Here is a 25,662-nt window from a genome sequence, read left to right on the forward strand (position 1 = left end):
TCGCCTCGTCCCGTTTGGGAAGAGGATTAGGGTGAGAGGCAATTTGGGTAGATAGATTGCCCTCACCCTCTTTCAGCGCGGACGTTGGAAAGGGCATCGGAATGAAACAGGATCCCGAGGCATGATTCCATTCGACTTCCAGCCACGCACACGGATTGTGTTTGGTCCGGATAGCCTTCAGCGGCTCGGCGAACTGGCCCAAGAGCTCGGCGCGAAGCGTGCGCTGGTGGTCAGCGATCCTGGAGTCATCAAGGCGGGGCATACCCAGCATGGTATCGATTGCCTGGAATCGGCCGGCGTCGCGGCGTTTCTGTTTGACGGCGTGCAAGAGAATCCTTCGACGGTAAACGTCGCCAAGGGCGTTGCTTTTGCGAAGCAGCACGAGCCTGAGTTGATTGTCGGCTTGGGTGGTGGCAGCGCGATGGACTGTGCCAAGGGAATCAATTTCCTGCTGACCAACGGCGGCGAGATGAAGGACTACTGGGGAGTCGGTAAGGCAACCCAGGACATGCTTCCTATGATTGCCGTTCCGACCACCGCCGGTACCGGCAGCGAGGCCCAATCGTTTGCCCTGATCACCGACGCCGAGACGCACGTCAAAATGGCCTGTGGCGATAAGAAAGCCGCCTGTCGAATTGCCCTACTCGATCCCAAATTAACAGTAACCCAGCCGCAAATGGTCACGGCCCTTACAGGGATCGATGCGATCAGTCATGCGTTGGAAACGTTCGTTACGAAGAAGCGAAATGAAGTCAGCCTTAGCTTCAGCCGTGAAGCTTGGCGATTGCTCGCCGGCAACTTCACCAAGGTGCTTAGCAATCCGGAAGATGTCAAAGCTCGTGGTGCGATGCAATTGGGGGCCTGCTTTGCCGGCCTGGCCATCGAGAACTCGATGCTTGGCGCCGCGCACGCGCTCGCCAATCCGTTAACCTCCCACTACGGTGTGATACATGGTCAGGCGGTGGGCGTGATGCTTCCTTCGGTGATTCGCTACAACGGCGAAGCATTCAACGAGCTTTACCAGGACCTGCTGACGATTCCGGTCGATTTGCCCAACTATCCCAAGCCAGAGCAAGGTGCCGAAGGCCTGGCAGACCTGATCCAAAGCTGGGTAGATGCCGCAGGCCTGGCAACCAATTTGAATCAACTGTCGATCAACGGCGAAAAGCTCGACACCCTTTCCGCCGATGCCGCCAAGCAGTGGACCGGGCACTTTAATCCCCGCGACGTCGACGCAGGCGAATTCTCGAAGCTTTACCAATCGGCCATGCAGTAATTCGCTGCGATGTGCCTTGGCAAAGTCCTTTGAGTAAAATGAAGGAACTTCCTTCCACTGGCCACCTATTCAAGGATTCCGCCATGAAATTCAAACTGACGATACCGCTGACCGCGATCCTGTTCGCATTCGCAGCCATCGCTCAGCTGCGCGCGGACTGGCCCCTTTATCGCGGTAATGCCCTCGCACAAGGTGTTTCCGACGAAACCTTGCCCGACAATCTGGATGTCCGCTGGAAGCTCGAAATCGACAATGGTGCCTTCGAGGCGACTCCGATCGTCGTCGATGGGATCGTCTACATCGGCGATCTGGACGGACGGGTCTACGCCGTCAAGCTTGAGGACGGCTCGAAGGTCTGGACCTACGAAGGCAACGTCGATCAGCTCTCCGGTTTCATGGGGTCGCCTGCTTATCGCGAGGGTCGAATCTATGTCGGTGACATCGACGGGGTACTGCACTGCCTGAATGCTGAAGATGGCAAGCTCATTTGGAAGTTTGAAGCCGGCCTGGAGATCAACGGCAGCGTGAACTTTTACCAGGACAAGATCCTGATTGGCTCGCAAGATGCCCATCTCTATTGCTTGAACAAAGAAGATGGCAAGCTGGCCTGGAAAGTTCAGATCGACGATCAAATCCGCTGCATGCCAACGGTCGTTTCCAATCGCGGATTCGTTGCCGGCTGCGACAGCAAACTTCACGTGATCGACCTGGATAAAGGTGAACCGATCGGCACGGTACCGATTGACGGTCCGACAGGTTCGGCGCCTGCGGTACGTGACAATGTTGCGTACTTCGGTACGGAAGCCGGTTCGTTTTTTGCTATCAACTGGAAAGACCTGAAGGTCATTTGGCAGTTCCAAGATGATCGGAACCGCCAACAGATCCGCGCCAGTGCCGCCGTACTTCCCGATCGCGTAATTTACGGTTCGTTCAGCAAAAACCTCGTTTCGCTTGACCGTGAGACGGGGGAAGAACAATGGACGTTTAAAGCCCGAGGCAAGATTAACAGTTCACCGGTAGTCGCCGGGAACCGTGTCTACTTCGGTTCGGCCGACAGCCGCGTTCGTGCCGTCGACCTGAAGACCGGTAAAGAAGTTTGGCAATACGAGGCTAAGAGCGGTTTCCCCGCAGGCCCGGCGGTCTCAAACGACTGCCTGCTGATTGCTACCGAGCGAGGCGTGTTGTACTGCTTTGCCGAAAAGAAATAACTGACGAAAACACCCTTTCGCTAATGCCCGTTGTTGGCAAGTTAACCTTAGCAGAAAGCAAGATTGATTCATGGCCACCGATTCCACCAAGACCGAAGTCGGTAGTTACTTTATTTCCAACTATCCTCCATTCTCGCAGTGGAGCGAAGAGTACGCTGACGATCTCAACACGGCGATGCACTCACCGCCGCGTGAAGGCGTACCGCTGGGCTTGTATCTGCACGTCCCGTTCTGCCGTAAGCGTTGTAAGTTCTGTTACTTCCGCGTCTATACCGATAAGAACGCCCAGGAAGTCGAAACGTATGTTTCCGCATTGGTGAAGGAAATCGAACTGGTCAGCCAGACCGAAGCGATGGGCGGCCGACCGTTCCGTTTTGTTTACTTTGGTGGTGGAACTCCGTCATTCCTGAGCCCAAAACAATTGAAGCGATTGGAAGATCGCCTGCGCACGAGCATCAGTTGGGACCAGGCAGAAGAAGTGACCTTCGAGTGCGAACCAGGTACCCTTCGCGAATCAAAGGTGAAGGCCCTTCGCGATATGGGCGTTACCCGATTGAGCCTGGGCGTCGAGAACTTCTTTGATCATATCCTGGAAGAAAACGGGCGTGCCCACCTTTCCAAGGAAGTCTACACCGCTTGGGAATGGATCGAGGCCGCCAAATTCCCGAACGTAAATATCGACTTGATCGCCGGCATGGTCGGCGAAACGTGGGATACGTGGAAGGAAAACATCAAGAAGGTCCTCGAGTTCTCGCCAGAGAGCGTGACGATCTACCAGATGGAACTCCCGTTCAACACGGTCTACTCGCAAGACATCCTGGGCAACAAGATCGAGACGCCGGTTGCCGACTGGCCGATGAAGCGTGCCTGGGTGAGCTATGCGTTCGATGAACTAGCCAAAGCAGGCTACAGCGTCAGTAGCGCGTACACCATGGTCAAAGACCCCAGCAAGGTCAACTTCAGCTACCGCGATAACCTGTTCGGCGGCAGCGACCTTCTGGCCACCGGCGTGGCGAGCTTTGGCCACATCAGCGGCATTCACTACCAAAACAAGACCGAGTGGGCCGACTACACCGGCACCTTGCTCGACAAGGGAGAGCTCCCCCTCAAACGAGCTTACCGCCCGACGCCAGAGCAGCTGCTCATCCGGGAAACGATCTTGCTGCTCAAGCGAGGCTATCTGGATGCCGACTACTTCCGCCAGAAGTTTGGGGTTGAGATCCTCGAGAAGTGGTCCGACATCTGGAAGCAGTATCAGGAAGAAGGCTTCGTCACGATCAATGGAGACCGTATCGAACTGACACGAGACGGATTACTGCGAGCCGATGGCCTGCTGCCGCCGTTCTTTGAACCGCAGTTCCAGGGAGTGCGGTACACCTAATGAGTGACGAGTTGGTTTTCATGATGGGGAAATTCGAGGCCCGGTTCCCCACCGATCGGCTATACGCCAAAAACCACTGCTGGGCGACCCGAAGCGGAGATTCCTACCGTTTCGGGTTTTCTGCATATGCGGTGCGTTTGCTGCAGGATGTCTATTTCCTGGAGTGGCAGGTTGACGAAGGTGCTAAAATTACCGAAGGTCAAGAGATCGGCTTCATTGAAAGCAGCAAAGCCGAAAGTGAGCTCTATCCCCCCATTCCCGGTGTTCTGGCGCGGTTGAACCCCGAGTTGATGAGCGACCCTTCCCGGATTAACGTCGATATGTACGGCGAAGGATGGCTCTACGAGATTGAAGGGAGCGGCGAAAAGCTGCTCGACCCGCATCAATATATCGAGCACCTTGCGTCGGTCTGGGAAGTCACCCAGCGGACCATCAAGGGACAACTGAACGAGTAACCCCATGCCCAAACGTTTGACGGTCGTCGTCAGCCAAGGCCAGAGCAACAATCCAGTCAAGCGCAAGCTGGAAGAGGATATCGTTGCGTCGCTGCTGTTTGAGCCTGGTATCGAGGTAACGATCGTTCCTCACCTGTACGACTTGAAGACCGACGGCCCAGGTATCATGGGCCTGCAAGCGATCACCACCGACTTCGTGGTCATCTCGTGGCTGTACGAACGAGCCACTCGCTGGACGCTCGACCGAAACAACATCCGCGGCAAGGAAGGCACAACCCTGCTGATCCATGAATCGGATGAAGACGAAGACGATTTGCTGGATGACGAACCGGCCGACGAAGACAAGTTGCGGGTTATCGAGAATCGCCCCATTCCCAACCGTCTGATTTACTGCATCGACCTGCGAGTTTCAAACGAAGTCGCAGACTATGTGGAAGAGGTAAAACGCATTCAGAAAGAGATCTCGACCCAGGTGGTTCAACTGGGCGGACTCGGCGCAGCACCTTCCCCCACGCCTGAGCAGCTCGAGCGCGTCGCCAATCCGACCAACGACACCGCCTTGAAAGAAGGCGGAGAACTCGAAAAGCCGGAAGTGATCGAACCCTTCCGTATCGAAGAAGACGCCAAGCGGCGTTGGTACCCGGTGATCGACTACAGCCGCTGCACCAACTGCATGGAGTGCATCGACTTCTGCTTGTTCGGTGTGTACGGCGTCGACGGGGCCGAGACTATCCTGGTCGAGATGCCCGACAACTGCCGCAAAGGTTGCCCTGCTTGCAGCCGCGTGTGCCCGGAAAATGCGATCATCTTCCCGCAGCACAAAACGCCCACGATTGCCGGAAGTGATGAAGTCGCCGGCGGTGGCTTGAAGATCGATCTCTCGCAACTGTTCGGTAAGCCGAAGGAAGACGAAAAGTCACTCGATACGGCCGTCCGCGAACGGGACGAACAGTTACTGCTGGCAGGCCGCGAGGCTGTCGGTGAAGCCGTGGGCGTGCCGAAACGCCAGGCTGAAAAGGATGAACGCGCGAAAGACGATCTCGACGATCTGATCGATGCCGTCGACGAGTTGGATATCTAAGACTCGTTCGACCAGTGACTAGTTTCGATAGTCACTATGGCAAGCCGAGCAAGAAGCCTTGACCGCTTTGAGCGTTTTCGTGGCTTCTGACGTCTGATGAGCTTCGATCTGCTGCTTCAGCTTCTTGCTGAGCGATTCGCTTTCGGCCAGCATCTTGCGGAACTTCGCGTCGTACTGATGTTCCATCAGTAAGCGTCCTGTTTCATGCAGGCCTTCTTGCATCAGCAGTGCCTGCTGGGCTGGATCGAGATCGGCATGTTCTGGCGGGGCTTTCCAGTTGGCCTTCTCGCAAAGAACGAGCTGATCATAGATTCGATCAATCTTAGCCATCGCCGCGGCGACCGATTCCACCTCGGCCACTTCGACCAGCATCGGAAGCTCGGTCGTGATCGCAATGGGCTTAAAGTCGGTAATCTCTTTCCACAGCCCACCATAGTCGGAACTGGTACCGGCGCTCCGCATGAAGTCGAGGGCCTGATTCTCGGTCAGTCCGCCTGACTCATAGCAAGCGACCGCCGCGGCAGCCGGACCGCGATGCTTGCCGTGATGACAATGAAAGAAGATCTTGTCTTGCTGGAAGTCTTGCATCACCCGCTTGAGTGCAGCCTGTGCCTCGTCGGAGATGCCGTCGTAACCGATGGGGACATGAACGTACCGCATGCCGTACTTTCGCGCGTTCTCGACATCTGGCGTCGCCCCATCGACCGAGACGATCACATCGATGCCCAACTCTTTCAGGGTCTTAAAGCCCTCCTCTCCGTGTGGCTGGCTGCCACTGACAACGTTACGAGTTACCTTCAACACGTTGTCGACGCCAGGCAGATGCTCGCCATGAGGAAGCTTCGAAGGATCTTGACCGAGCACGGTTGATCCAAGCAAAAGAACCAGCAGGCAGACAGCGATACGCATGGAGATTTTCAAAGTCTGGGGGTAGAGGACGAGGCAATCGCTGAAAACTTCTGGCTTAGCCTGCAGGCCGCAAAACAATCTTAGTTTAGAGGGAATCTACACAACGTTCAACGAATTCACGCCTTGGTAGACGAATCGACTTCCAACTGAACGAGGTTATCCGGAGCCGCAGGCGAGTATGTCCCGCCTTGGTGAATCGTCGGCTGCCAGTTCTCGATATTGAAGTTCTTCTGGTACGCCCCATAGTCATGAAAAGCATACTTCTTCAACAGCCAGTAGACCCAACTCTTCTCAGGGATTTCGTTTCCTGGATTGTATTGCGATGGATTCGACTTCAGCACGTCGAGTTCTTGATACGCCTCGCCTCGCACGGTCGTATCTTTCGCATCATGCTCGCGGGCAAAGTTACCCAAAAGATCGGGTCGCTCGAGGATGATGCAGCCACGGGTATTCTTTGCTGCCAGTTCGCGGAAGTCGCGTAGGTACTCCGACTCGTTGAAAACCTGCCGTAGCGGTCGCTCGTCGTGAATCGATTCCTTCGCGAATTGAATCACTGGGCACGGCTCGATATCACCATAGGGACTGATGTGATGCGTGAAGCCGGTTGCCGCTGGGCACAACGCGTTGCCGTCGGCATCGTGATAGGCATCGATGATAGCGATTGGCTTTTTCGTTCGCATCTCGACGACAAACTTCCGCACGGCCAACTGTTGTTCCGGCGTGAGCGCAAGATCCGGATTAGGTACCGGTCCCACCACGCGGTACCCATGGTACCAACAGTAGAAGACCCCCATTTCGATCAACCGATCGATCCACTCTTCTCGCAGCAGGTCATCAAAGTTCGACTGACACAAACTGGTGCACACGCCGGTCAGCAGCTTGTTATTGATGCAGTTGTGAATCCCTTCCATCGACTTGCTGTACACACCGCCGCGACCGCGACGAACGTCGCTGATGATCTCGGTCCCTTCGATACTGATCAGCGGAGTGACATTGCCCAGCTTGCGAAGTTCCTTGGCAACTTCATCGGTAATGAAGTGCCCATTGGTGAACACCTGAAAGTAGGCGTCCTGATGTCGGCGGAAGATCTCCAGAATGTCAGCATGCATGAACGGTTCGCCACCGAGGATTCCGAAGAACGCATTCCCCATCGCTTTGGCTTCGCCCAACATCCGGTCCATCGCATCGAGATCGATCTTCGACTGCTTGGCGGAAACATCGACCCAACATCCCTGGCAGCGCAGGTTACAGCTGTTGATGACCGAGATGTACAAAAACGGCGGAAAGAACTCGCCCCGCTTGAGACGAGCTTTGTGCTTCTGAACGCTGCGCAGGCCCTTGTAGCCCATCAGCCACAGGAACTTGGCAACGAGACGTTTGTCGGTTTCCAGCAGAGCGCGTTTCGCCAGACGGAAATACATGCAGATACCTTGGAGGGATCGAGGGGAGACGTGCAGCAACTTATTCTAACCCAATAGGTCGCAAAAGTCAGTGGAAACCACGCCGACGATGGACACGTTTTGCCACGCCATTTACCATGCAAGGACCTTTGTCCGCTTGCCTTTCTGTCTATTTGTGCCTGCATGATTGACCCTGCTCGAGTTCGCGCCTGCTACGAAACCGCCAAACAAGATCTCCTCAAAGAGCGCGATCCATCCGGACATTGGATTGGCGAGCTTTCCACGTCGGCCTTATCGACAGCAACCGCAGTAAGCGCCTTGCAGCTCGCAGTGCGAAATGGCTCACAATCCAGCAATGCCGATGTGTCACTCATACGTGGGGGTGTCCAGTATCTGCTCGACCATCAAAACACCGACGGTGGGTGGGGCGATACCGAGCTGAGTTTCTCCAACATTGCCACCACCATGCTGGCCGTTGCTGCCCTGACCCTTACCGGCGATGCCGAGAAAAACCCAAGTGTCCTGTCGGCTGCCAACACCTACATCGAAAAGAAAGGTGGCATTCTCGGACTGCGTGCTCGCTATGGGAAAGACAAGACGTTTGCGGTTCCGATTCTAACGAACTACGCGTTGGCCGGACTGGTCGATTGGAAAGAGGTCGCTCCCCTTCCCTTCGAGGCCGCCGTGCTGCCGCAGTCGTTCTACAAGTTCATTCAGTTGCCGGTCGTCAGCTATGCGATCCCGGCACTGGTCGCAATCGGCCAAGCTAAGTTCTATCACGACAAGCCCTGGAACCCGGTCATGCGCATGATCCGTGGTGCCATGTTCAACTCGGCGGCGAAAGTCCTGACCAAGATGCAGCCCGAAAGTGGCGGCTACCTGGAAGCGATCCCACTTACCAGCTTTGTCGTGATGAGCCTGGCCGCTACCGAACGAGCCAACAGCCAGGTTGCCCAGAATGGTCTTCGTTTCATCCGCGAGAGCGTTCGACCCGACGGAAGCTGGCCTATTGATACGAACCTGGCGACCTGGGTCACCACGCTTTCGATCAACGCTCTCTCGGTGCTGGAAGATGACAACTCGCATCTCACGCCGGAATGTCTTGAGTGGCTTTTAGACTGTCAAACCAAGGAAATTCATCCGTTTACCGGGGCGGCTCCAGGTGCTTGGGGCTGGACCGATTTAAGTGGCAGCGTCCCCGATGCAGACGATACCCCTGGGGCGCTACTGGCACTACGAAAGTTCTACGACCATGGTGACTTCGATTCCGATACGCACAAGCGAATTGAGGAGGCCGCAACGGCCGGCAGCCAATGGCTGATTGACCTGCAAAATCGTGACCGCGGCTGGCCCACTTTTTGTAGCGGGTGGGGAACACAACCGTTTGATCGCAGTGGGAGCGATATCACCGCCCATGTGATGCGTGGACTGTATGTGTGGGCCTGGACTTGGGCGCACCTGCGGGTCAATCCACTGGGGACCGGCATGAGTTATCTCACCAAGTATCGTCACGAAGATCATTGGCTTCCACTTTGGTTTGGCAACCAGGATCGCGAGGAAGAAGACAATCCGATCTACGGCACTTCGAAGGTGCTTTGTTTCTTCCGTGATACGTTTAATCCCGAGATTCCCCTGCCGGATAAGGTAGCGGAAATTCGTGATAACGCTCTCAACTGGCTTGCGAATCAACAAAATGAAGACGGTGGTTTTGGGGGTGGTCAGGCCGTCAAAGATGCCACCAATGGACGATATGAAAGCAGCGTCGAGGAGACTTCGCTGGCCATTGAGGGGCTACTCTGCGACAATAAGGGCATAGAAAACTACCCAGGCCTCGAGAAAGCCGTGGATTGGCTGTGTCGTCGGGTCGAGGAAAATTCTCATATCGAATGTTCGCCAATCGGTTTTTACTTCTCTAAGCTGTGGTATTATGAAAAGCTCTACCCGCGGATCATGACGGTCAGTGCGCTGGCCCATGTATGCCGAGCGTATGATGCCAATGTGCGCGGCAATGCCCTTAGCGGAAGTGGAACGAGAGAATCGAGTTAAGCAACCTTGCCTATGCCTTCCCCCTCCCAGCCTGAATCAAACGGTGGTGCCAAGAAGCGGGTTTCCCGCCGCCGCAAGACTGCCCACCTGAAGCAAGTCCCTGATCGCTTGGCGCTGCGCGAAGAGATCCGGGATCGTTGTTATCAGATCTGCGAGAAGCTCGACAAATCGCGCCCTCTCTCCAAAGACGAAATGGAGAAGCTCACCCGCGCACTGCTCGAGGACATGAACCTGCCCGAGTCGTACGTCGGCTGGACGCTGGTGATGATGACATCCGCCTTCTGGCGCGATCAGGTCTCGGCCATTCCACCAGAAAGAAGACTCTTTCTGCTGCCACATTGCTTAAAGCATGCCGAGGGTTGCCCGGCCGACTACGATCAGTTCGGTCTCGACTGCAAGACCTGCGGAGCATGTAGCATCGCCGACTACCGTACCCAAGCCGAAGAACTGGGCTACCGGGTTCTCGTCGCCGAAGGCTCGCCAATCGTGATGAAGATCCTGGTGAGCGGCTACGTCGATGCCGTTGTCGGCGTGGCGTGCCTGAACGTACTCGAGAAGGCTTTCGATAAGATCCTACTCGCTGGCATTCCCTGCATGGCCGTGCCGCTGCATTCCAGCGACTGCCGCAACACGTCGGTCGACGAACAGTGGGTCTTCGATATGATCCACCTGCCGCACCGCGAACCACAGCAAAAGACGGCGACTTACGTCCACCTGATGCGCGCCGCTCAGGAAATGTTCGATCGCCAAGAGCTAACCCGTTTGATCGCCCCTCAGCGGCAAACGGATGCGACCACCAATGCCGAGTTGGTCGATCTACCGAACATCGATCCGATTGCTGCGACCGAACGACTAGCCATCGATTTCATTGGCCGTGGTGGTAAGTACTCGCGGCCGTTTACAACGCTTGCCGTCTACGACTCTCTAACCGGCGGACAGGGCACGTCGCCCGATGGAGCCGCCCACGTCGCTGGCTATAGCGATGCGGTCAAGCGCAGTGCACTCGCAATTGAAACGTTCCATAAAGCTTCGCTCGTCCATGACGACATCGAAGACGACGACGAGTTCCGCTACGGCGAACCGACCGTCCATCGCCAGTTCGGCATATCGACCGGGATCAACCTGGGCGACTACATGATCGGGCTCGGCTATCGCCTGGTTAGCCGCGAAGTCAAAACACTTGGTGCAGAAGTCGTCGCCAAAATCGTCGACCAACTGGCCGAAGCACACATGCGTCTCTCGGAAGGCCAAGGGGCCGAACTGATGTGGCGTGACTCAGCCAGCAAAGAGTTGACGCCGATCGACGCGTTGAAAATATATGCGTTGAAAACTTCCCCGGCGTTCGAGGCCGCCCTGCACTGCGGTATCGCGTTGGCCAAGACGCGGGAGGATTACCGTGACGAGATGCGGAAGTTTGCCCGTCATGTGGGTGTCGCTTTCCAGATCTTGAACGACCTGAAAGACTGGCTTGGCGATTCCGACAACAAACTATCTGCCGGTAACGACATCATCGGCGGCCGCCCGACGGTGCTGTGGGCTTTGGCTCTGCAGAACCTGAAGGAAGATCGCAAAAACGAACTTATTCAGATTGCGAACGATCCCGATTTAACCGCCGCCGCGAAGATTCAGCGGGTGCGAAGCCTTTACCTCGAAGGAGGCGTTTTCGAGGCCGCACAACAGCTGGTCGAAAAATATCGAGCAAAAGCGGAAGAAATCGCCGATGAAATCGACCCTGAACCCTTCCGACGATTGTTGTATTATCTAGTCGATTCGATTTTGGAAACGACCGAGGAGCACAAACCAACGATCGTCATTCCAACCACCCAACTCGAATTCCCCTTGGCCGCGCCCACCTCCTAGCCCCACCTGATCGATCCCGTTGGCCAACTCAAGTTTCGTTTCCCTTTGCAGCAAAAGGAACCGACGTGAAACCGTCTCGCCATACGATGCCTGAGCTTAGCCAGCTGATCGCCCTCTTTTATGATAAGCCTGAGGAACTAGGGCAATTCGAAGAAGTCTCTGCCCAGCAGACGCCTGCTCCGTTTCATCAGTTGCTCGCCCACAACGAACACATGACGGTCACCGTCGAGAAGTTCCACGGTTGCAACGTCGACGTGAAGGTTCTCGAGAAGCGAACCGAAGGGCAGTACTACTCGCGAAAGATTCTGCTCACACGGCAGAGTGACGGCAAGGTCGTGCAGTATGGAATCGTCCGCTTGAATTGCGACTTCCTGGACGAAGAGCCTGCCAACGAAATCAAGAGTGAACGCATTCCGCTGGGCCGCGTCCTGATCGAGCACGACGTTCTGCGAGAAGTTCAACTGACCTGCCTGTGGCACATTCAACCGGCCGCAGAACTTCGCCAATTGATGGGTCTCGAGCCGAACGAAACCGTCTACGGACGAACGGCTCTGATCTACTGCAACGGCGAGCCAGCCGTTGAACTGCTGGAAATCGTAACCCGCGACTAAAATCCTTCTTACGCGACCGGCTTACGCAGCTCTGCCAATTGCTTGGAAATAGGCTTCCAAGCAACATCCTGTGGCAAGCAACTTTCTTTGGCGGCCAGGGCCGCGGTTACCCCGGCGGCTTCTCCCATAGCCACCGCATTCCCGGTCACGCGGTAGCTGGCATGCGCGAAGAAGTCGCCACTGATACAGCGGCCCGCCATCATCAGTCCGTCGACGTCCGATGCAATGAGTGCCCGCAGCGGAATATCAAATGGCTTGGCTTTGACGCCTTGGCCGCTGTAAGCAGCCTTCTTGTTTTCCTCTCGGGTCGCCGCGTGAATATCAACACTGAACTCGCTGCGGCAGATGGCGTCTTCATGTCGGGCACCTTCGCGGACATCATCGACCGTCACAAAGTAGCGACCCTTGATGCGTCGCCCATCACGCACGCCGATCTGCTCGGCCGTAGTTACCAGGCGGCAGTCGCCCCAGGCACCACCCAGCCCCTTGAGCCCTCGGCAAATATCGTACAACTCGCGGCGAGCACGAATGGTTGCCTCGGTGACGGCCCCGGCGTCGAACGGACGCACGCCGTACTCGTGATTCATCATCACTGCGGCGACACTGCCTCCCATGTACCAGAGTGTTGGTTTGGCGTACGAAGGGTCAATACCGGCCTTCTGGATGAATGCTCGGAACTCGTCCTTCGTCTGACCACCCTTGAGCCGGTCGAATTGCTGCAGTGCTTCAGGGCTGGCCGTGATGATTCCCATCAACGACATCGGCTGACAGGGGCAATCCTCTTCGCGACCGAACTCCCACTTACAGCCCGCCAATGCCCCGACATCACCATCGCCGGTCGTATCGACCACTGTATTGGCTCGCCAGGCCTGACGCCCCGACTTCGACTCGGTAATCACACCACGTACTCGATTAGCCGAATCCTTCTCGACGGCCACAATTCGCGTGTGATACTGCACTTTGATCTTGTTCTCGTCACACAACTCTTCGAGCAGCACCTTCATGCTCTCGACATCGTAGATGTAATTCTTCTTGCCGCTGTGCCGAACGGCATCCATCTGTTCGAGTCGACGAGGAAGCTCGGCATTAAGGCCCGGCTTTTCGGCATCCATCACGTATGAAAGCATCCCGCTGGTCCATACGCCCCCCAGACAACCATGCGCTTCAAGCACTCGCACCGAGGCCCCGGTTCGCGCGGCGCTGATCGCTGTCGCGATGCCCGCCGGTCCACCACCGCAAACCAACACGTCGGTCGTATCCGCCACGGGAATTGTTCGCTGCGGCTCGGTAAGCTGATTCGGCGAATCACCGCCGGCATCGGCCCCATGTAATGCGGCCGGCAAGAGAACGCCTGATACGGAAGCGGCTAGAATCTGACGACGGGAAAGGGCACTGGTCATGAAGAACTCTCTCGTGAAGAGGTGGCAGGAAGCGTCATCCAAAGGGGGGAGACAGGCTGAATGACGCGTTCTAGTCTAACAATCCCGGTAGGGAATCTCCAACGCAAAACCAACTTCCCAAACCGCCTAAACTCCGAGGAAAAGTGCCCAACTCGGTCTGGTATCGCGCTATCGCGGCGTTTAGAATGGGCCGATAGTTGTTCAACCAACTGTCTTCTCAACGTGTTTTGCCCGCCCCACTCCACCATGAAGGCCGCATACCCATGAGATACGTGGTATGGCTACTGGTCGTAGCCCTCATCATCCTCCATCAAGATCTTTGGTACTGGGACGATCGCACCTTGGTTTGGGGCTTCATGCCGATCACGCTCCTGTGGCAAGCCGGCATTTCAATCGGAGCAGGCCTCGTGTGGTTTCTGGCCACCATCTTTGCCTGGCCAACCGACTTGATTGAAGAGACCCAACAGGAAGTGGAAGGGGGCGAATAATGGTACCGTTGATTGTCATCTGCGTTTATCTCTTGTTGCTGTTGGGCCTGGGTATCTTCGCGAGCACCTTGTTCCGGGGTTCCAGCCAAGACTATATGCTGGCCAGTCACTCGATTGGTCCGTTCCTGCTGTTGATGAGCTTATTCGGCACCACCATGACGGCATTCGCGCTGGTTGGTTCGACCGGTGAAGCCTATGCCGAAGGTGTCGGTGTGTACGGCTTGCTTGCTTCCTCCAGCGGTATTATTCACTCGCTCTGCTTCTTCGTGCTGGGTATCAAGCTTTGGTCCCTGGGCAAGAAGTATGGATACACGACCCAAATTCAATTCTTTCGAGACCGCCTGCAAAGCGATAAGATCGGCATTTTGCTGTTTCCGATTCTCGTCGGTCTGGTGATCCCCTACCTGCTGATCGGTGTGATGGCTTCGGGAACGGTGATCAGCGCGGTGAGCGAAGGCGCCTTCTCGAACATGTTTGCTCAGTACGACTACGGTGTACCGAACTGGCTGGGCAGCCTGGTCATTTCGATCGTCGTGCTGATCTACGTTTTCTTTGGTGGCATGCGTGGAACGGCGTGGGCCAATGCTTTCCAGACGATCGTATTCATGATCTTGGGGATCATCACCTTCTGGGTCATTTCTAGCACCTTGGGCGGTGTTCAATCAGCGTCCGAAGCCGTTGAGAAACGCAACCCTTCCAAACTGATGCGATCGGTTGCCGAGTCGGACGAACAAAAGTACGAGAAAGCGTTCGCCACGTGGCGATCGCTGGCCGAGTACAACTACGCCAACAAGAAGGCCGATGGCAATCTGCTGACGGCTGAGCAAAAGGAAAAAGCCGTCGCGGACTACAAGGGTCCGCCTATCGGTAACTGGAAAGCCCGAGCCGAAGCCAACTTGGCTGTGGCCAACAACCTGATCGATCTGACGGTCGCCGAAAAGAACGATTCGTACATAGAACAAGACGACCGTGCCATGCCCGAGGAGAAGCCTGAGTGGTGGGATAAGGAAGTCATGACCGGCCACGAGCTGAACGAGTTCCACCGCAACGAAGCAGCCGTTCTTCAGGCCTACAGCGATCCGATCTACAACAAGAACATGGGTCACCCCAACGAGCTGATCAATCCCGATAAGCCAGAACTGGGAACCAAGTGGACCCGCAAACGGACCGCTGGTGTTTATCGTGCCACGAAGTGGTCTCCCGAGGAACCACGCGGCATGTCCATGCTGGTATTCATTACCTACATGTTCATTCCGCTTTCGGTTGGCATGTTCCCGCACTTGTTCCAGCACTGGCTGACAGCCAAGAGCGCCCAAAGCTTTAAGCTTCCGGTGGTTGCCCACCCGCTGTTCATTGCCATTGTCTGGATCCCATGCGTTCTGGTTGGTGTCTGGGCGACTTCCGCAGTGGTACCTGGTACCGAACGGGCACTGATTCCGCCGCACTTTAACCCCAACGCAGTGTTGCCGTTTATGGTGGCCAACATGAGTGGGCCATTTTTGAGCGGTCTGCTCACCGCCGGCGTTCTGGCGGCGATCATGTCATCGCTCGACAGCCAGTTCCTCTGTATCGGCACGATGTTCACAGAAGATATCGTCGTGCATTACGGTGGCAAGAAGCGATTCAGCGACAAACAGGTGGTGATTATCGCTCGCTGCTTCATAATCGCGATCGTGGCGATCACGTACATCCTCAGCCTGTACGAACCACGCCGTGTGTTTACGCTGGGTGTGTGGACGTTCAGTGGGTTCTCAAGCTTGTTCCCGCTGGTCTTCGCTGCACTCTACTGGAAGCGTCTCACCAAGGCAGGGGCCTATGCTTGTGTGATTACCGCGATCAGCCTGTGGTGCCTGTTCTTCTACATGAGCGACATGGCCTTGAATCCGCACTTCACCGTCTTCGGTATGATGCCTGTGGCAACGATGGTGCCGGCGGCAGCGATCGCGATGATTGTCGTTTCGCTAATGACTCAGCCGCCCAGCGAAGAGCACTTGGAGCGTTTCTTCCCCAAGAAGGGACTGTAGACGTCCGGCAGCTTAGCAAGCCGTCGTTTGATCGATACGCAGATAGAAAACCCAACGCAATCGGGAGGTCTTCGGGCCTCCCGATTCTTTTTAGGCGAAGTCACTTGAACATGGCGATTACAAGTCGATCTTGACGTCCAGGTGATACAACGTCTGATTTGTACCAGGCTTCTTCAGGTGGAACTGATATAGGTACCTCGCAAAATTGACATGGGCCATTACGGCCATCTCGAGAACCGATTCGCCCATGAATGAATCGGTGGTTCCTTTCTCGGGGATCAGTGCCAACAAGTGGGGAAGCTTCGAGAGGTCAGCATCGCTGTCGATTCGGTAACCGCCCTCGAAGTCGCCTGACAGACTCACGGCGATGTCATTGAAGATGAGCCCCTGTCCTGCCAAGGCACGATTGATCTTCAAGATGTTATCCGCGATCAATTGCCCCGCCGCCGAGCCGAGCCCTTGCAGCGGCTTCGAGACAATATCCGCCACCGTCACCACGCTACCTGCGCTGGCACCAATCAGAAGCTTGACTCCTTGTTTGGTGATTTGCTTGACCACGGCTTTCGCAGCTGCTTCCTTCGCTTTGCTCTCTAACTTTGGATCTCCTTCGAACCAGCCGCTGTAAGTCCGAGCATACTTCAGCTTTTCGCATCTGGCCGTTATTTCGTAACCAATCACGGTAAGTTCTCCCCCGTATTTGGAACACGTGAATAGAGTTGTGTCTTTTCGAGAAGCAAATGGGATAAGGTCATCCAGAGGATGACTGGCACATCGATCCGATCAGAACGGCCAATGCATTGAAAATGGCGGTCGCTGGGTTTCGAATCTCGCCTTAACAACTTAGTTGTCACTCAAGAGGGGCTAACGTTGCCAAGAATCTCGTGAGATCGCTGTAAAAGCTGAGAATTGAGCAATATCAGGGGTTTAAAACACCTAGAAGAGAGATGATTTTTTGACAGGCACTGCGCCAAAAGACTTCGCTGGAGCAACAACTCATGCGATCTGTCTGCAGCCTAAACCCGGCTCACCGTCAGATTGTCGCGATGAATGATCTCATCGTACGGGTGATGCCCTAAGATGCCTTCGATTTGGTCGGTTCGCTTGCCCAGGATCTGGCCGATTTCTTCCGAAGTGTAATTCGTCAGACCGCGAGCAATTTCCTGGTCTTGGCCATTACAGACGCGCACGACATCCCCTTTTTGAAACGTCCCGCGTACCTGCGTTACGCCAATCGGGAGAAGGCTTTTCCCCTTATCGCCCAGTGCCTTGACGGCTCCATCATCGACGACCAATTCTCCGCGAGGTTGGACCGAGTAGCCGATCCAGCGCTTCCGCGGAGTGACGGCCTTCCCTTGGGCGAGAAAGAGAGTCCCCAGGTCTTCGCCATCCAGCAGTCGCCGCAGCACGTCCGGCTGGCGGCCTGAGGCGATGATCATGTTCTCGCCGGCCGAGGTCACCATCCGGGCAGCTTCCAGTTTGCTGGCCATGCCCCCTTTGGAATGCCCCGTCTTCTTATCGCGGGCAAAGCCCATGATCTCTTCGTCCAACTTCGGCACGACCGACAACAGCTTCGACTCCGGCAGTTCCGGTGAGCCATTGTAAAGGCCTTGGACATCAGACAGCAGAATCAGTAGCGGGGCTCGCAGAAGATTGGTGACCCGAGCCGCCAGTCGATCGTTATCGCCGAACGTGAGCATCAGTTCTTCGACCGCGACCGTATCGTTTTCGTTGATAATGGGTATCGCACCGAAATCGAGGACGCTCAGCAGCGTGTTGCGGATGTTCAGGTATCGCGTGCGGTCGTCGAGATCTTCCGCCGTGAGAAGCACCTGGGCGGCATGGCAGCCGTTATCACGCAGGACACGGTCGTACAGTTCAATCAGCTTGGCCTGCCCCACCGCCGCTACCGCTTGCAGCTTGGCCAAGTCGGTCGGACGCTGGGTCAAACCGAGCTGACTCATTCCGGCGCCAACGGCACCACTGGAGACCAGCACCACGCGTCGCCCTGCCGCGGCCAACTGCGAGAGTTGCCTCCCCAGTTGGGTGATCTGCTGCTCGCTGAGCACGCCTTGATCGGTGGTAAGAACGCGTGTTCCTACCTTCACAACGATCGTGTGGGCCGAGGTAGCGATTTCCTGCCGCAGCAAGTCGGTCATGGTGGCGAGGTTTCTCGAAGGCACTAAGTGGGTTGGTAACGATATCTTAGAGCCTGACGAGCCACTTGCCATGGGGGTTCGCGGTTTAAGTGGATGTCCAAACCGTGAATTGAATCCGCAGGCTAGTCCCCCATTGAATCGGCTTTATGCAAGGATAGTCCACCCTGCCGGAAATGCTTCCCACCCAGTCGCAGGAAAGGTTTGGGGGAATCCGAGAGTTCGAGTCGGCGACGGTTGAGGATTCGCACCTTCGCCCCTAAAATAATTGCGTGCTTGCTACTTCCGGCCCACGCCCCCATTCATGGCGATCCCGCTGATTCGATCTCGTTTGGGGGGGCTCTGTAAACTCGGCAGGATTGAACTGAAATTCTATGAGTGAACTCTTCCACGAATGTGGTATCGCGGCGATCTATCATCTCCCCTGCGACGAAGAAAGCCCTCTTTGTCCTGACCAAGGCCCGGATGAAGTCTCGCGGATCATGCCGCGAATGCTGCTCGACATTCAGAATCGCGGTCAACTTGCCGCCGGGTTCACGACTTACCACCCCAATCGCAACCAGCTGATCGATACGCACCGCGACATCGGTACCGTTCAGGAAGTCTTTCGCCTGTCGCATCGCGGCAAGAGCGAATCCCTGATGAAGGAATACGCCGGCCGCGCCGCCATTGGCCACGTTCGCTACGCAACGTGTGGCCAAGACGATCGCAGCTACGCCCAACCGTTCGAGCGACACCACTTGGTGAAGCACAAGTGGTTCAGCTTTGCCTTCAACGGGCAACTTTCCAATTACAGCGAACTCCGCGATCGCCTGCTGGCCGACGACGACCATCACCTCAGCCGCGAGACCGACACCGAAATCATCATGCACGAGCTGAGCCGTGAGATGACCGGTGAGAAGCGGATGACCATGTTCGATGCCTTGAAGAACGCCGCACCGCGTTTTGACGGAGCCTACAGCCTGGTCATGCTCAATGCCTACGGCGAAATGCTTGTGGCCCGCGACCCTTACGGCATCAAACCGCTTTGCTATGCCGTTTCTGGCCCTCTGTTTGCCGCAGCGAGCGAAAGTGTCGCCCTGATCAATATTGGCTTCGAGGAAGACGAAATCCACAACGTCGAGCCGGGCCAAGCCGTTACCATCACCGACGGTAAGATCGAGGTCAAACAATTCATCGAATCGAAGCGGAAAGCCCACTGCTTCTTCGAGTGGATCTATTTCGCCAACGTCGCCAGTACGCTGGACAATCAAAGTGTCTACGTCAGCCGTACCAACCTAGGTGAAGAACTCGCGGCGATCGAACGCGAACGAAACGACATTCCCCTGGATGACGGCGAGACGATCGTCGTCCCGGTGCCAGATACCAGCAAAGCCGCCGCCGACGCGATGGCATTCCGGCTCGGCATTCCTTCCCGCGAAGGTCTGATCCGCAACCGATATTCGGGTCGAACGTTTATCGAAAGTGGCAGCAAGCGTCGCCGCGCCGCCGAAATCAAATACACTCCACTGCGGGAAGTGCTGGAAGGGAAGCGAGTTTTCCTGGTCGAGGACTCGATCGTCCGTAGCACCACGATGAAGGTTCTGATCAATCGACTTCGTGAGCGTGGCGGGGCGAAAGAGATTCACGTTCGCGTGGCTTGCCCGCCGATCATCGCCCCTTGCTTCTACGGCATCGACATGTCGACGATCAGCGAGCTGTTCGCTCCCAAGTTCATGGGAGACAGCTACCTGCTAACCGAAGAGATGCAGGAAGCAATGGCCCAGCAGTTGGGCGCCGATTCATTGCGATACCTGCCAGTCGACTCCATCGCCCGGGCTGTAAACTTCTCCAGCGATGAACTGTGCCAGGCCTGTATCACCGGCCAGTACCCGACCCCAGGTGGCGAGCGGCTCTATCAGATTGCCCTGGAAACGAAAGACCAGGAAGCCAACAACGGCCGGACCTACGAACGCCGAGCCGAAGAGCAGGCAGCCCAGTCCACGGGGGCTTAAACCTAAGCTTGATCCCCTCTCCCACGCAGGGAGAGGGATCCCTGAAGGCCGTCTTGAACTAAGCTTCTGGCTTTAAGAACTGGCTACGGAACACGTCCATTTCATTCTTCCGCATGCGTCGCTCGAAGTGCGTGCGGTAATCGAGATCGTGCTCGGCCGGCGATTCCTCGACATCGATCGGGCCCTGGAGCGTTGTCGCGCTGTGCAGGGTATCGACGGCCATTTCAAAGTAGTCCAGCACGTCGGTCCAGAAGTGCAGTTTGCCGCCAGGGCGGAGGACTCGCTGGATCTGCTGGCAGAACTCCTCGTTCATCAGGCGGCGGCGATGATGCTTGGTCTTCCACCAGGGATCGGGAAAGTAGACGTGTACCGCTTCTAGCGAATCGCTAGGGATCGTCTCTCGAAAGATCTTCTGGCCATCACCATGAAACATGACCGCGTTGCTTCGTCCTTCTTTAGCCAGCTTGTAACCGGCAAACCGAGCATACTTGAACGCGATCTCGATCCCCAGAAAGTTATGCTCAGGGAATTGGCCCGAAGCGGTCTTCATGAACAACCCTTTGCCGGTACCAACCTCGACTTCAAGCGGTTGCTGCATGGGAAAGTAGGACTGCAGGTCCGGTCGCGTTTCGAGTACATCCGACTCGAAGAAGTGCTGCGAATAGTCGACTTCAGGTTTCAGCTTAGGAAGTGCTTTACGGCCCATGATTGATTCGTAATCGATAAAACTAGAAACGGAATTCGTCGTGACGGCTGGGGTCAAATTGGAACGATCGTTCCTTCTTCAAAACCGCCGAGTAAGTAGTGTCCGGGATGATCATTGCCAGCAGCGGCATGATGGCCATTCCGAAGATAAAACCCCCGATGTGCGCCCACCAGGCAACCCCTCCATCCAGCCCCACATGCAAAGCTCCCAGGCCTTGCACCAATTGAAACGTGATCCAAATTCCCAGCACCGCAAGCGCCGGCAGATCGATCATGAAGAAGATGACAAACAGAAACAACATGCAGCGCACCTGAGCCTTGGGATACGTCACCGCATAAGCACCCAGGATGACGGCGACGGCACCACTAGCACCAACGGTCGGAATCAACGCTCCGGTCGACGTGGCGGTCGCCCAATGGGCAAGTGCCGCAAAGATGCCCCCCAGCAAATAGAACAGCAGGTAAGGAACATGCCCCAGGCGATCCTCCACGTTATTGCCGAAGATCCACAGGAACCACATGTTGCCCACCAGGTGAGCGATCCCCGCATGCAGGAACATCGACGAGAAGATCGTTCCCAAGGCCGCCGTCATCGTTGCAGGCAAGGTAATGACCGTGTCGCTTTCGCCATTTTCGAGTACCTCACGAGCCTCAGGCGAACCCTGCACGAGACCTTCCAGATCGATCCGAACGGCTTCGCCAGAACCTAGTGCTTCGGTAAAGCGTTGAGGAACAAAACCGTATTCAAGAAACAAACGATTATGCTCTAGCGGATCTAAACCAAGCATCCCCAGCAAAAGCAAGGTATTGATCGCAATCAGTCCCACCGTCACTATTGGCCAACGGCGCGTTGGGTTTTCGTCGATCAGCGGGAAAAGCATGGGGAGTTACCAGCAGAGAACAGGCACGTGAGTCGCGGCCGTACCCCAGCGTCTTAGATCTCGTCGGGAAGTGGAATGCCGCGGATCACTCCTTCGGCAACCATCGTGTTTCCGACGAAACTCTGGAATGCACACACGAGCATTCGATTGGGGCGATAGCGAGTCTGCTTGAGCACGCACAGCAGGCGGTCACCAGGGCGAACGATACCGCGGAACTTGACTTCATCCAAGCCGCCAAAGCCCATTCGCTTGCCTGGCATCAAGTCGTGTACCACGACATACCAGGTACTAACCTGAGCCGCCATTTCGCACATCAAAACGCCCGGCATCAGAGGCATGCCAGGCATGTGTCCGCGCACCCAAAAGGCATCCTGCGCGATATCCATGTATCCAGCACAGATGCCTGCTTCAACATCGTCGTATACGATGCCGGTGAGCTGTTCCATCTCGTATCGCTGAGGATTGGTCTTTCGAACCGCCTCGAGATCGGCGATTACGTTATCAAAATCGATCGACGCAGGGTCGAGAATCAGGTCTTCTCGCGCCACCGTGAATCCTTCAGCTACCGATGAGGAACAAAATAGGGTTACTTCAACAACGCCAACCGGATCTTCCGGGCCAGCGTCCAAACAACACGACCGATCTTAGGTCTTGATGTTCTTACGCTTGGCCTTACGAGCTTTCGCACTCGCAGGACGGGCACCGTGATTGGCTTTCTTCAACTTACGATGTGGCTTGGCCATGGTTCTTACCTTGTGGTGAAAATACGTGATATGGAGGGCAAACTAAAGAGTCTGCGCCAGATTCTGGTTCAGAATCTATTTAGTATAGCGATTTGAGGGCGGACCGAAAGCCCTAATGGGGGTCCGCCAAGAGTTCCCAAAAACGGCCTGTCATCGTCGCAAGACACTGTAAGCACAGCACTTACCGTTTTGGCGACGATTCATCGAATGCCTCGCGGGAATCAGCATCCTCGCCAGACGGTTCTTTGTGCGGGTGCGAATTCGGCTCGTCAGGAATACTTGCCAGCTTGCGTCCGCGAGGCCGATCCCGCGCCGGCGAGGCGGTCGAATCGACCTCAGGCAATTCTCGGCGAAAGCCAGAAAGAATGGTCAACAGACACGGCAGGACGACCAACGAGGTAAAGAGACAGCACGCCACACCAATGGTCAGGACGCGACCGAGACTGGCCAGACCACGGTGGTCGGCCAGCATCAACGCTCCGAAGCCAATCATGGTGGTCAGCGAGGTAATAATCACGCCGGTCGCCGTCGAAGCCCCCAGCGAGTACCCACGGCTTTGACGTCGGTAGTCGTGCACCACGTGAACGCCGTCGTCGATGCCAATACCCAGGATCAACGGTAGCACGATCATATTGGCCGGGTTCAGGGGAATATCGGCAAATCCTTGAATGCCAAACAGCATCAGCCCCCCAAGTCCCACCGGGGTGAGAGCCAGGAGCGTGTTGGTCATGCTGCGGAAGTCGATCAGCAGGATGATCATCACGGCGATCAACGAGTAAATCGCCGCATGGATATAGCTTCGTTGCATTTGCCGGGAAGCGTAGAAGGTTTGCAGCGGCTGCCCGGTCACTTTGGAATCGACCGAAGTCACTTGCTTGACGAAACCTTCCAACGCATCCATATCCCAGATGCTGGCGTTGGGATAGATACGCAGCAGCAGTTGGTTGTTCTTACCCACAAATCGTGAGACGAGCGCTTCAGGCAGGTCATCGATGGTGGGTGGTTCGGGGTTCGAGATCACCGCCAGCGAGTGTAGCCATTGCAGTAGTTCGCCTGCGTTTCGCTGCTGAAACTGCGAGATGATCGCGTTGTATCTCGGTTCTGGCATCCCCCGCAGAAGTTCGCGGATTTGTGCCAAACGCCGGTAGGTGTGTTGTGCCGCAGGATCGTCAGGCGAAAGAAGCCGTTGCGAGTCCGCGAGTACCTGGCCCAGATGCCCTGCCTGGGGCACGGAGATGGTCGGCACGTTCTCCGGCAGCTTCTTTAAGCGTCGATCAAGATCCTCGATCATGACCAGCTTCTCCGGCGAGCTATCAGGCATCAGCGAGGCGATTTCTTCGACACGATTCACCGTCGACAACGCTTCAAACTTCTCTTTTCGCTTGAGCAGCGTCTCGCGGTCTTCGGCAATCGAGAGAGCGAACCAGACACTGCGGTCGGTATCGCTGATGAGCTTTTCTTCCCACTGAACGCTTTCCAGCCCTTTCGGCTGCAGGTTCAGCAGATTGTGATCGTAGCGCAGCTTCGGCACGCCGATCGCCAACAGTGCGACAACAACCAGTGAAGCCAGGAGGGTGATCTTGGGAGTCTTGAGTAGCGGCAACACCCACCAATCAAGATGCAGTGGCTTCGGCAATTGGTAGCGATTGCGATGCCGATCGGCCAGGTGAATGGAGGCCGGCAAGACGGTCATCGAAGCGATCAAACAAACCAACAAGCCACCACCGGCGATAATGCCCAGTTCGGCCACGCCTGTGAAATCGGTGAGCGATGCCGTGAAGAATGCGACCGCCGTCGTCAAACCACCAGTGACAATCCCCGGCCCAATATCGCGGGACGTCTGCACCAAGGCATCACCTGTCTTCTTTTCTTCGGCTTCCTTGAGATACCGCGCGACGTAGTGCACGCCAAAGTCGATGCCCAGCCCGATCAAGATGACGCCGAACGACACGCTCAAGATGTTCAGGTGACCCACAAAGGCCGTCGCAAAGCCGACCGACATGGCGATACCGATCAACAGTGCCACGACCGCCAGCAATGGATGCCGCAGGCCACCAAACGACGCCATGAACAGAAACGCGACGCCAACCAGGCTGATGACACTGGCCTTGGTCATGTCGACCTGGCTGCGTTCCATTTCGTCGTTTTCCATCACCGGAAGTCCGGTAAGGCCGAACTTCAATCCGGGATACTTCACTTGGAATCGGTCCAGAATTGTTCGCAGCTGTGCGATTGCTTCTTTCCCTTGGGCCAGCTCCGATTTGTCCTTCACCAAACGTAACAAGATCAGACCAAGCTGACCTTCGTTGGCCAGGAAGTAGTCGGAGTCGATCTGGCTCAATGCATTCAACGAATCGTTGGGCGGAACGAGAACCGAACCTTGCGATTCCCCCTGCCCCATCGCAGCCAGAAGATTGCTCGCCAGCCGATCCAGTTGCTGATGACTCTGCTCGGCCATCATCTGAGCCTGCGGAGAATTCGGTTGTCGCTGAGCGAAGAGCAGTTGTTGATTCAAGTTGTAAGCCAACTGGCCCACGCCCATCGAATCCCATTGCCCCTGCATCACGGGACGCAGACGCTGAAGTTGTTGATCGATCTTCGTCAGGTCTGACTCGGGCAGAAAGTGCAGCCCTTTCTCGCGTACCTTGCTGAGACCGCGCTCATGGAGCACCGCGTAGAAGGACTGTTCCTGGGCCATCAGTTGGGTGTAGAGATCTTCCAGCGCGGGAACGATTTCTTCCCGGCCAGGCCCTTCAATGATCACGACGACATCGTCATCGGCACCGAACTGATCGAGGTACTCAAGCCACAGCTGATTGAAACCACTTTGCTGGTTGATCAGATCCAGGCGACTTGTTTTGAACCCCAGGTGATTGGTCGCGTAGAAGACACAGAGCCCCGCGACCATGAAGGCCACCAACAGCACGACAATCGGAAAGCGCACCACCAAGCGTGTGCCCCAGGCCAGGGGTCTCGCGAGAAGCGATTTCTCTTCCGACGTTTCAGTATGCTTAGGCATGTGCCTTGATCGTTGGCTGATACACTCG

General features: G+C 56.0%; 21 protein-coding genes. 11 read left to right on the forward strand and 10 right to left on the reverse strand.

Features of this window, described 5'->3' with window-relative positions; genetic code table 11:
* Positions 1-121 precede the first annotated feature (121 nt).
* From PSR63_RS06160 to PSR63_RS06180, 5 genes are all read left to right on the forward strand, one after another.
* A complete protein-coding gene (locus PSR63_RS06160) occupies positions 122-1,276 on the forward strand; it encodes an iron-containing alcohol dehydrogenase (RefSeq protein WP_274331644.1) in 1,155 nt (384 codons plus the stop codon).
* 83 nt (positions 1,277-1,359) lie between these two features.
* Positions 1,360-2,484: an outer membrane protein assembly factor BamB family protein gene (locus tag PSR63_RS06165; protein ID WP_274331646.1), complete on the forward strand. Its 1,125-nt coding sequence runs from the start codon at positions 1,360-1,362 to the stop codon at positions 2,482-2,484.
* 70 nt (positions 2,485-2,554) lie between these two features.
* Positions 2,555-3,865, forward strand: a complete 1,311-nt coding sequence (locus tag PSR63_RS06170) for a coproporphyrinogen-III oxidase family protein (RefSeq protein ID WP_274331648.1) — start codon at positions 2,555-2,557, stop codon at positions 3,863-3,865.
* Entirely contained in the window at positions 3,865-4,320 is a 456-nt protein-coding gene (locus PSR63_RS06175; RefSeq protein ID WP_274331650.1) for a glycine cleavage system protein H, read from the forward strand. Before PSR63_RS06170 ends, PSR63_RS06175 begins: the two co-directional genes overlap by 1 nt.
* A 4-nt stretch (positions 4,321-4,324) precedes the next feature.
* Complete coding sequence (locus PSR63_RS06180) at positions 4,325-5,401, forward strand: ATP-binding protein (protein ID WP_274331652.1); 1,077 nt, start codon at positions 4,325-4,327, stop codon at positions 5,399-5,401.
* Positions 5,402-5,419: 18 nt separating this feature from the next.
* Here PSR63_RS06180 and PSR63_RS06185 read toward each other — a convergent pair whose 3' ends face one another.
* Both PSR63_RS06185 and PSR63_RS06190 read right to left on the reverse strand, forming a co-directional pair.
* Positions 5,420-6,310, reverse strand: a complete 891-nt coding sequence (locus PSR63_RS06185; RefSeq protein ID WP_274331654.1) for a tyrosine-protein phosphatase — start codon at positions 6,308-6,310, stop codon at positions 5,420-5,422.
* A 116-nt stretch (positions 6,311-6,426) separates the two neighbouring features.
* The gene (locus PSR63_RS06190; RefSeq protein WP_274331656.1) at positions 6,427-7,731 is read right to left on the reverse strand and encodes a radical SAM protein; all 1,305 of its coding nucleotides are present in this window, start codon (positions 7,729-7,731) and stop codon (positions 6,427-6,429) included.
* 162 nt (positions 7,732-7,893) lie between these two features.
* On the opposite strand from PSR63_RS06190, the gene PSR63_RS06195 reads away from it, so the two are divergent.
* The 3 genes from PSR63_RS06195 (at position 7,894) to PSR63_RS06205 (ending at position 12,227) form a co-directional block, all read left to right on the forward strand.
* Entirely contained in the window at positions 7,894-9,756 is a 1,863-nt protein-coding gene (locus tag PSR63_RS06195) for a prenyltransferase/squalene oxidase repeat-containing protein (RefSeq protein WP_274331657.1), read from the forward strand.
* A 12-nt stretch (positions 9,757-9,768) separates the two neighbouring features.
* Positions 9,769-11,616, forward strand: a complete 1,848-nt coding sequence (locus PSR63_RS06200) for a polyprenyl synthetase family protein (RefSeq protein WP_274331659.1) — start codon at positions 9,769-9,771, stop codon at positions 11,614-11,616.
* A 65-nt stretch (positions 11,617-11,681) separates the two neighbouring features.
* Positions 11,682-12,227, forward strand: coding sequence for a hypothetical protein (locus tag PSR63_RS06205; RefSeq protein ID WP_274331661.1), 546 nt, complete (start codon positions 11,682-11,684; stop codon positions 12,225-12,227).
* Positions 12,228-12,235: 8 nt separating this feature from the next.
* Here PSR63_RS06205 and PSR63_RS06210 read toward each other — a convergent pair whose 3' ends face one another.
* Positions 12,236-13,627 (reverse strand): FAD-dependent oxidoreductase, encoded by a 1,392-nt coding sequence (locus tag PSR63_RS06210; protein WP_274331663.1) that lies wholly within the window; start codon positions 13,625-13,627, stop codon positions 12,236-12,238.
* 263 nt (positions 13,628-13,890) lie between these two features.
* On the opposite strand from PSR63_RS06210, the gene PSR63_RS06215 reads away from it, so the two are divergent.
* The gene (locus PSR63_RS06215) at positions 13,891-14,115 is read left to right on the forward strand and encodes a DUF3311 domain-containing protein (protein WP_274331665.1); all 225 of its coding nucleotides are present in this window, start codon (positions 13,891-13,893) and stop codon (positions 14,113-14,115) included.
* Positions 14,115-16,139 (forward strand): sodium:solute symporter family protein, encoded by a 2,025-nt coding sequence (locus PSR63_RS06220; protein WP_274331667.1) that lies wholly within the window; start codon positions 14,115-14,117, stop codon positions 16,137-16,139. Before PSR63_RS06215 ends, PSR63_RS06220 begins: the two co-directional genes overlap by 1 nt.
* A 117-nt stretch (positions 16,140-16,256) precedes the next feature.
* On the opposite strand, the gene PSR63_RS06225 is transcribed toward PSR63_RS06220, so the two are convergent.
* Together PSR63_RS06225 and proB are read right to left on the reverse strand one after the other, a co-directional pair.
* A complete protein-coding gene (locus PSR63_RS06225) occupies positions 16,257-16,817 on the reverse strand; it encodes a hypothetical protein (protein WP_274331669.1) in 561 nt (186 codons plus the stop codon).
* Between the two features lie 335 nt (positions 16,818-17,152).
* Complete coding sequence (proB, locus tag PSR63_RS06230; RefSeq protein ID WP_274331671.1) at positions 17,153-18,295, reverse strand: glutamate 5-kinase; 1,143 nt, start codon at positions 18,293-18,295, stop codon at positions 17,153-17,155.
* 371 nt (positions 18,296-18,666) lie between these two features.
* Here proB and PSR63_RS06235 point away from each other — a divergent pair, with 371 nt between their 5' ends.
* Complete coding sequence (locus PSR63_RS06235; protein ID WP_274331673.1) at positions 18,667-20,286, forward strand: amidophosphoribosyltransferase; 1,620 nt, start codon at positions 18,667-18,669, stop codon at positions 20,284-20,286.
* Positions 20,287-20,344: 58 nt separating this feature from the next.
* On the opposite strand, the gene trmB is transcribed toward PSR63_RS06235, so the two are convergent.
* The 5 genes from trmB to PSR63_RS06255 form a co-directional block, all read right to left on the reverse strand.
* Positions 20,345-20,992, reverse strand: a complete 648-nt coding sequence (gene trmB, locus PSR63_RS06240) for a tRNA (guanosine(46)-N7)-methyltransferase TrmB (RefSeq protein ID WP_274331674.1) — start codon at positions 20,990-20,992, stop codon at positions 20,345-20,347.
* Positions 20,993-21,014: 22 nt separating this feature from the next.
* Positions 21,015-21,872 (reverse strand): rhomboid family intramembrane serine protease, encoded by an 858-nt coding sequence (locus PSR63_RS06245; RefSeq protein ID WP_274331675.1) that lies wholly within the window; start codon positions 21,870-21,872, stop codon positions 21,015-21,017.
* Positions 21,873-21,925: 53 nt separating this feature from the next.
* On the reverse strand, positions 21,926-22,420 hold the full coding sequence (locus tag PSR63_RS06250) for a 3-hydroxyacyl-ACP dehydratase FabZ family protein (protein ID WP_274331676.1): 495 nt from the start codon (positions 22,418-22,420) through the stop codon (positions 21,926-21,928).
* Positions 22,421-22,516: 96 nt separating this feature from the next.
* The gene (locus PSR63_RS28185) at positions 22,517-22,615 is read right to left on the reverse strand and encodes a 50S ribosomal protein bL37 (RefSeq protein WP_409631512.1); all 99 of its coding nucleotides are present in this window, start codon (positions 22,613-22,615) and stop codon (positions 22,517-22,519) included.
* Between the two features lie 181 nt (positions 22,616-22,796).
* On the reverse strand, positions 22,797-25,634 hold the full coding sequence (locus tag PSR63_RS06255; RefSeq protein ID WP_274331677.1) for an MMPL family transporter: 2,838 nt from the start codon (positions 25,632-25,634) through the stop codon (positions 22,797-22,799).
* Positions 25,635-25,662 lie beyond the last annotated feature (28 nt).

The organism is Bremerella sp. P1 (genome assembly GCF_028748185.1).
GTDB lineage: Bacteria > Planctomycetota > Planctomycetia > Pirellulales > Pirellulaceae > Bremerella.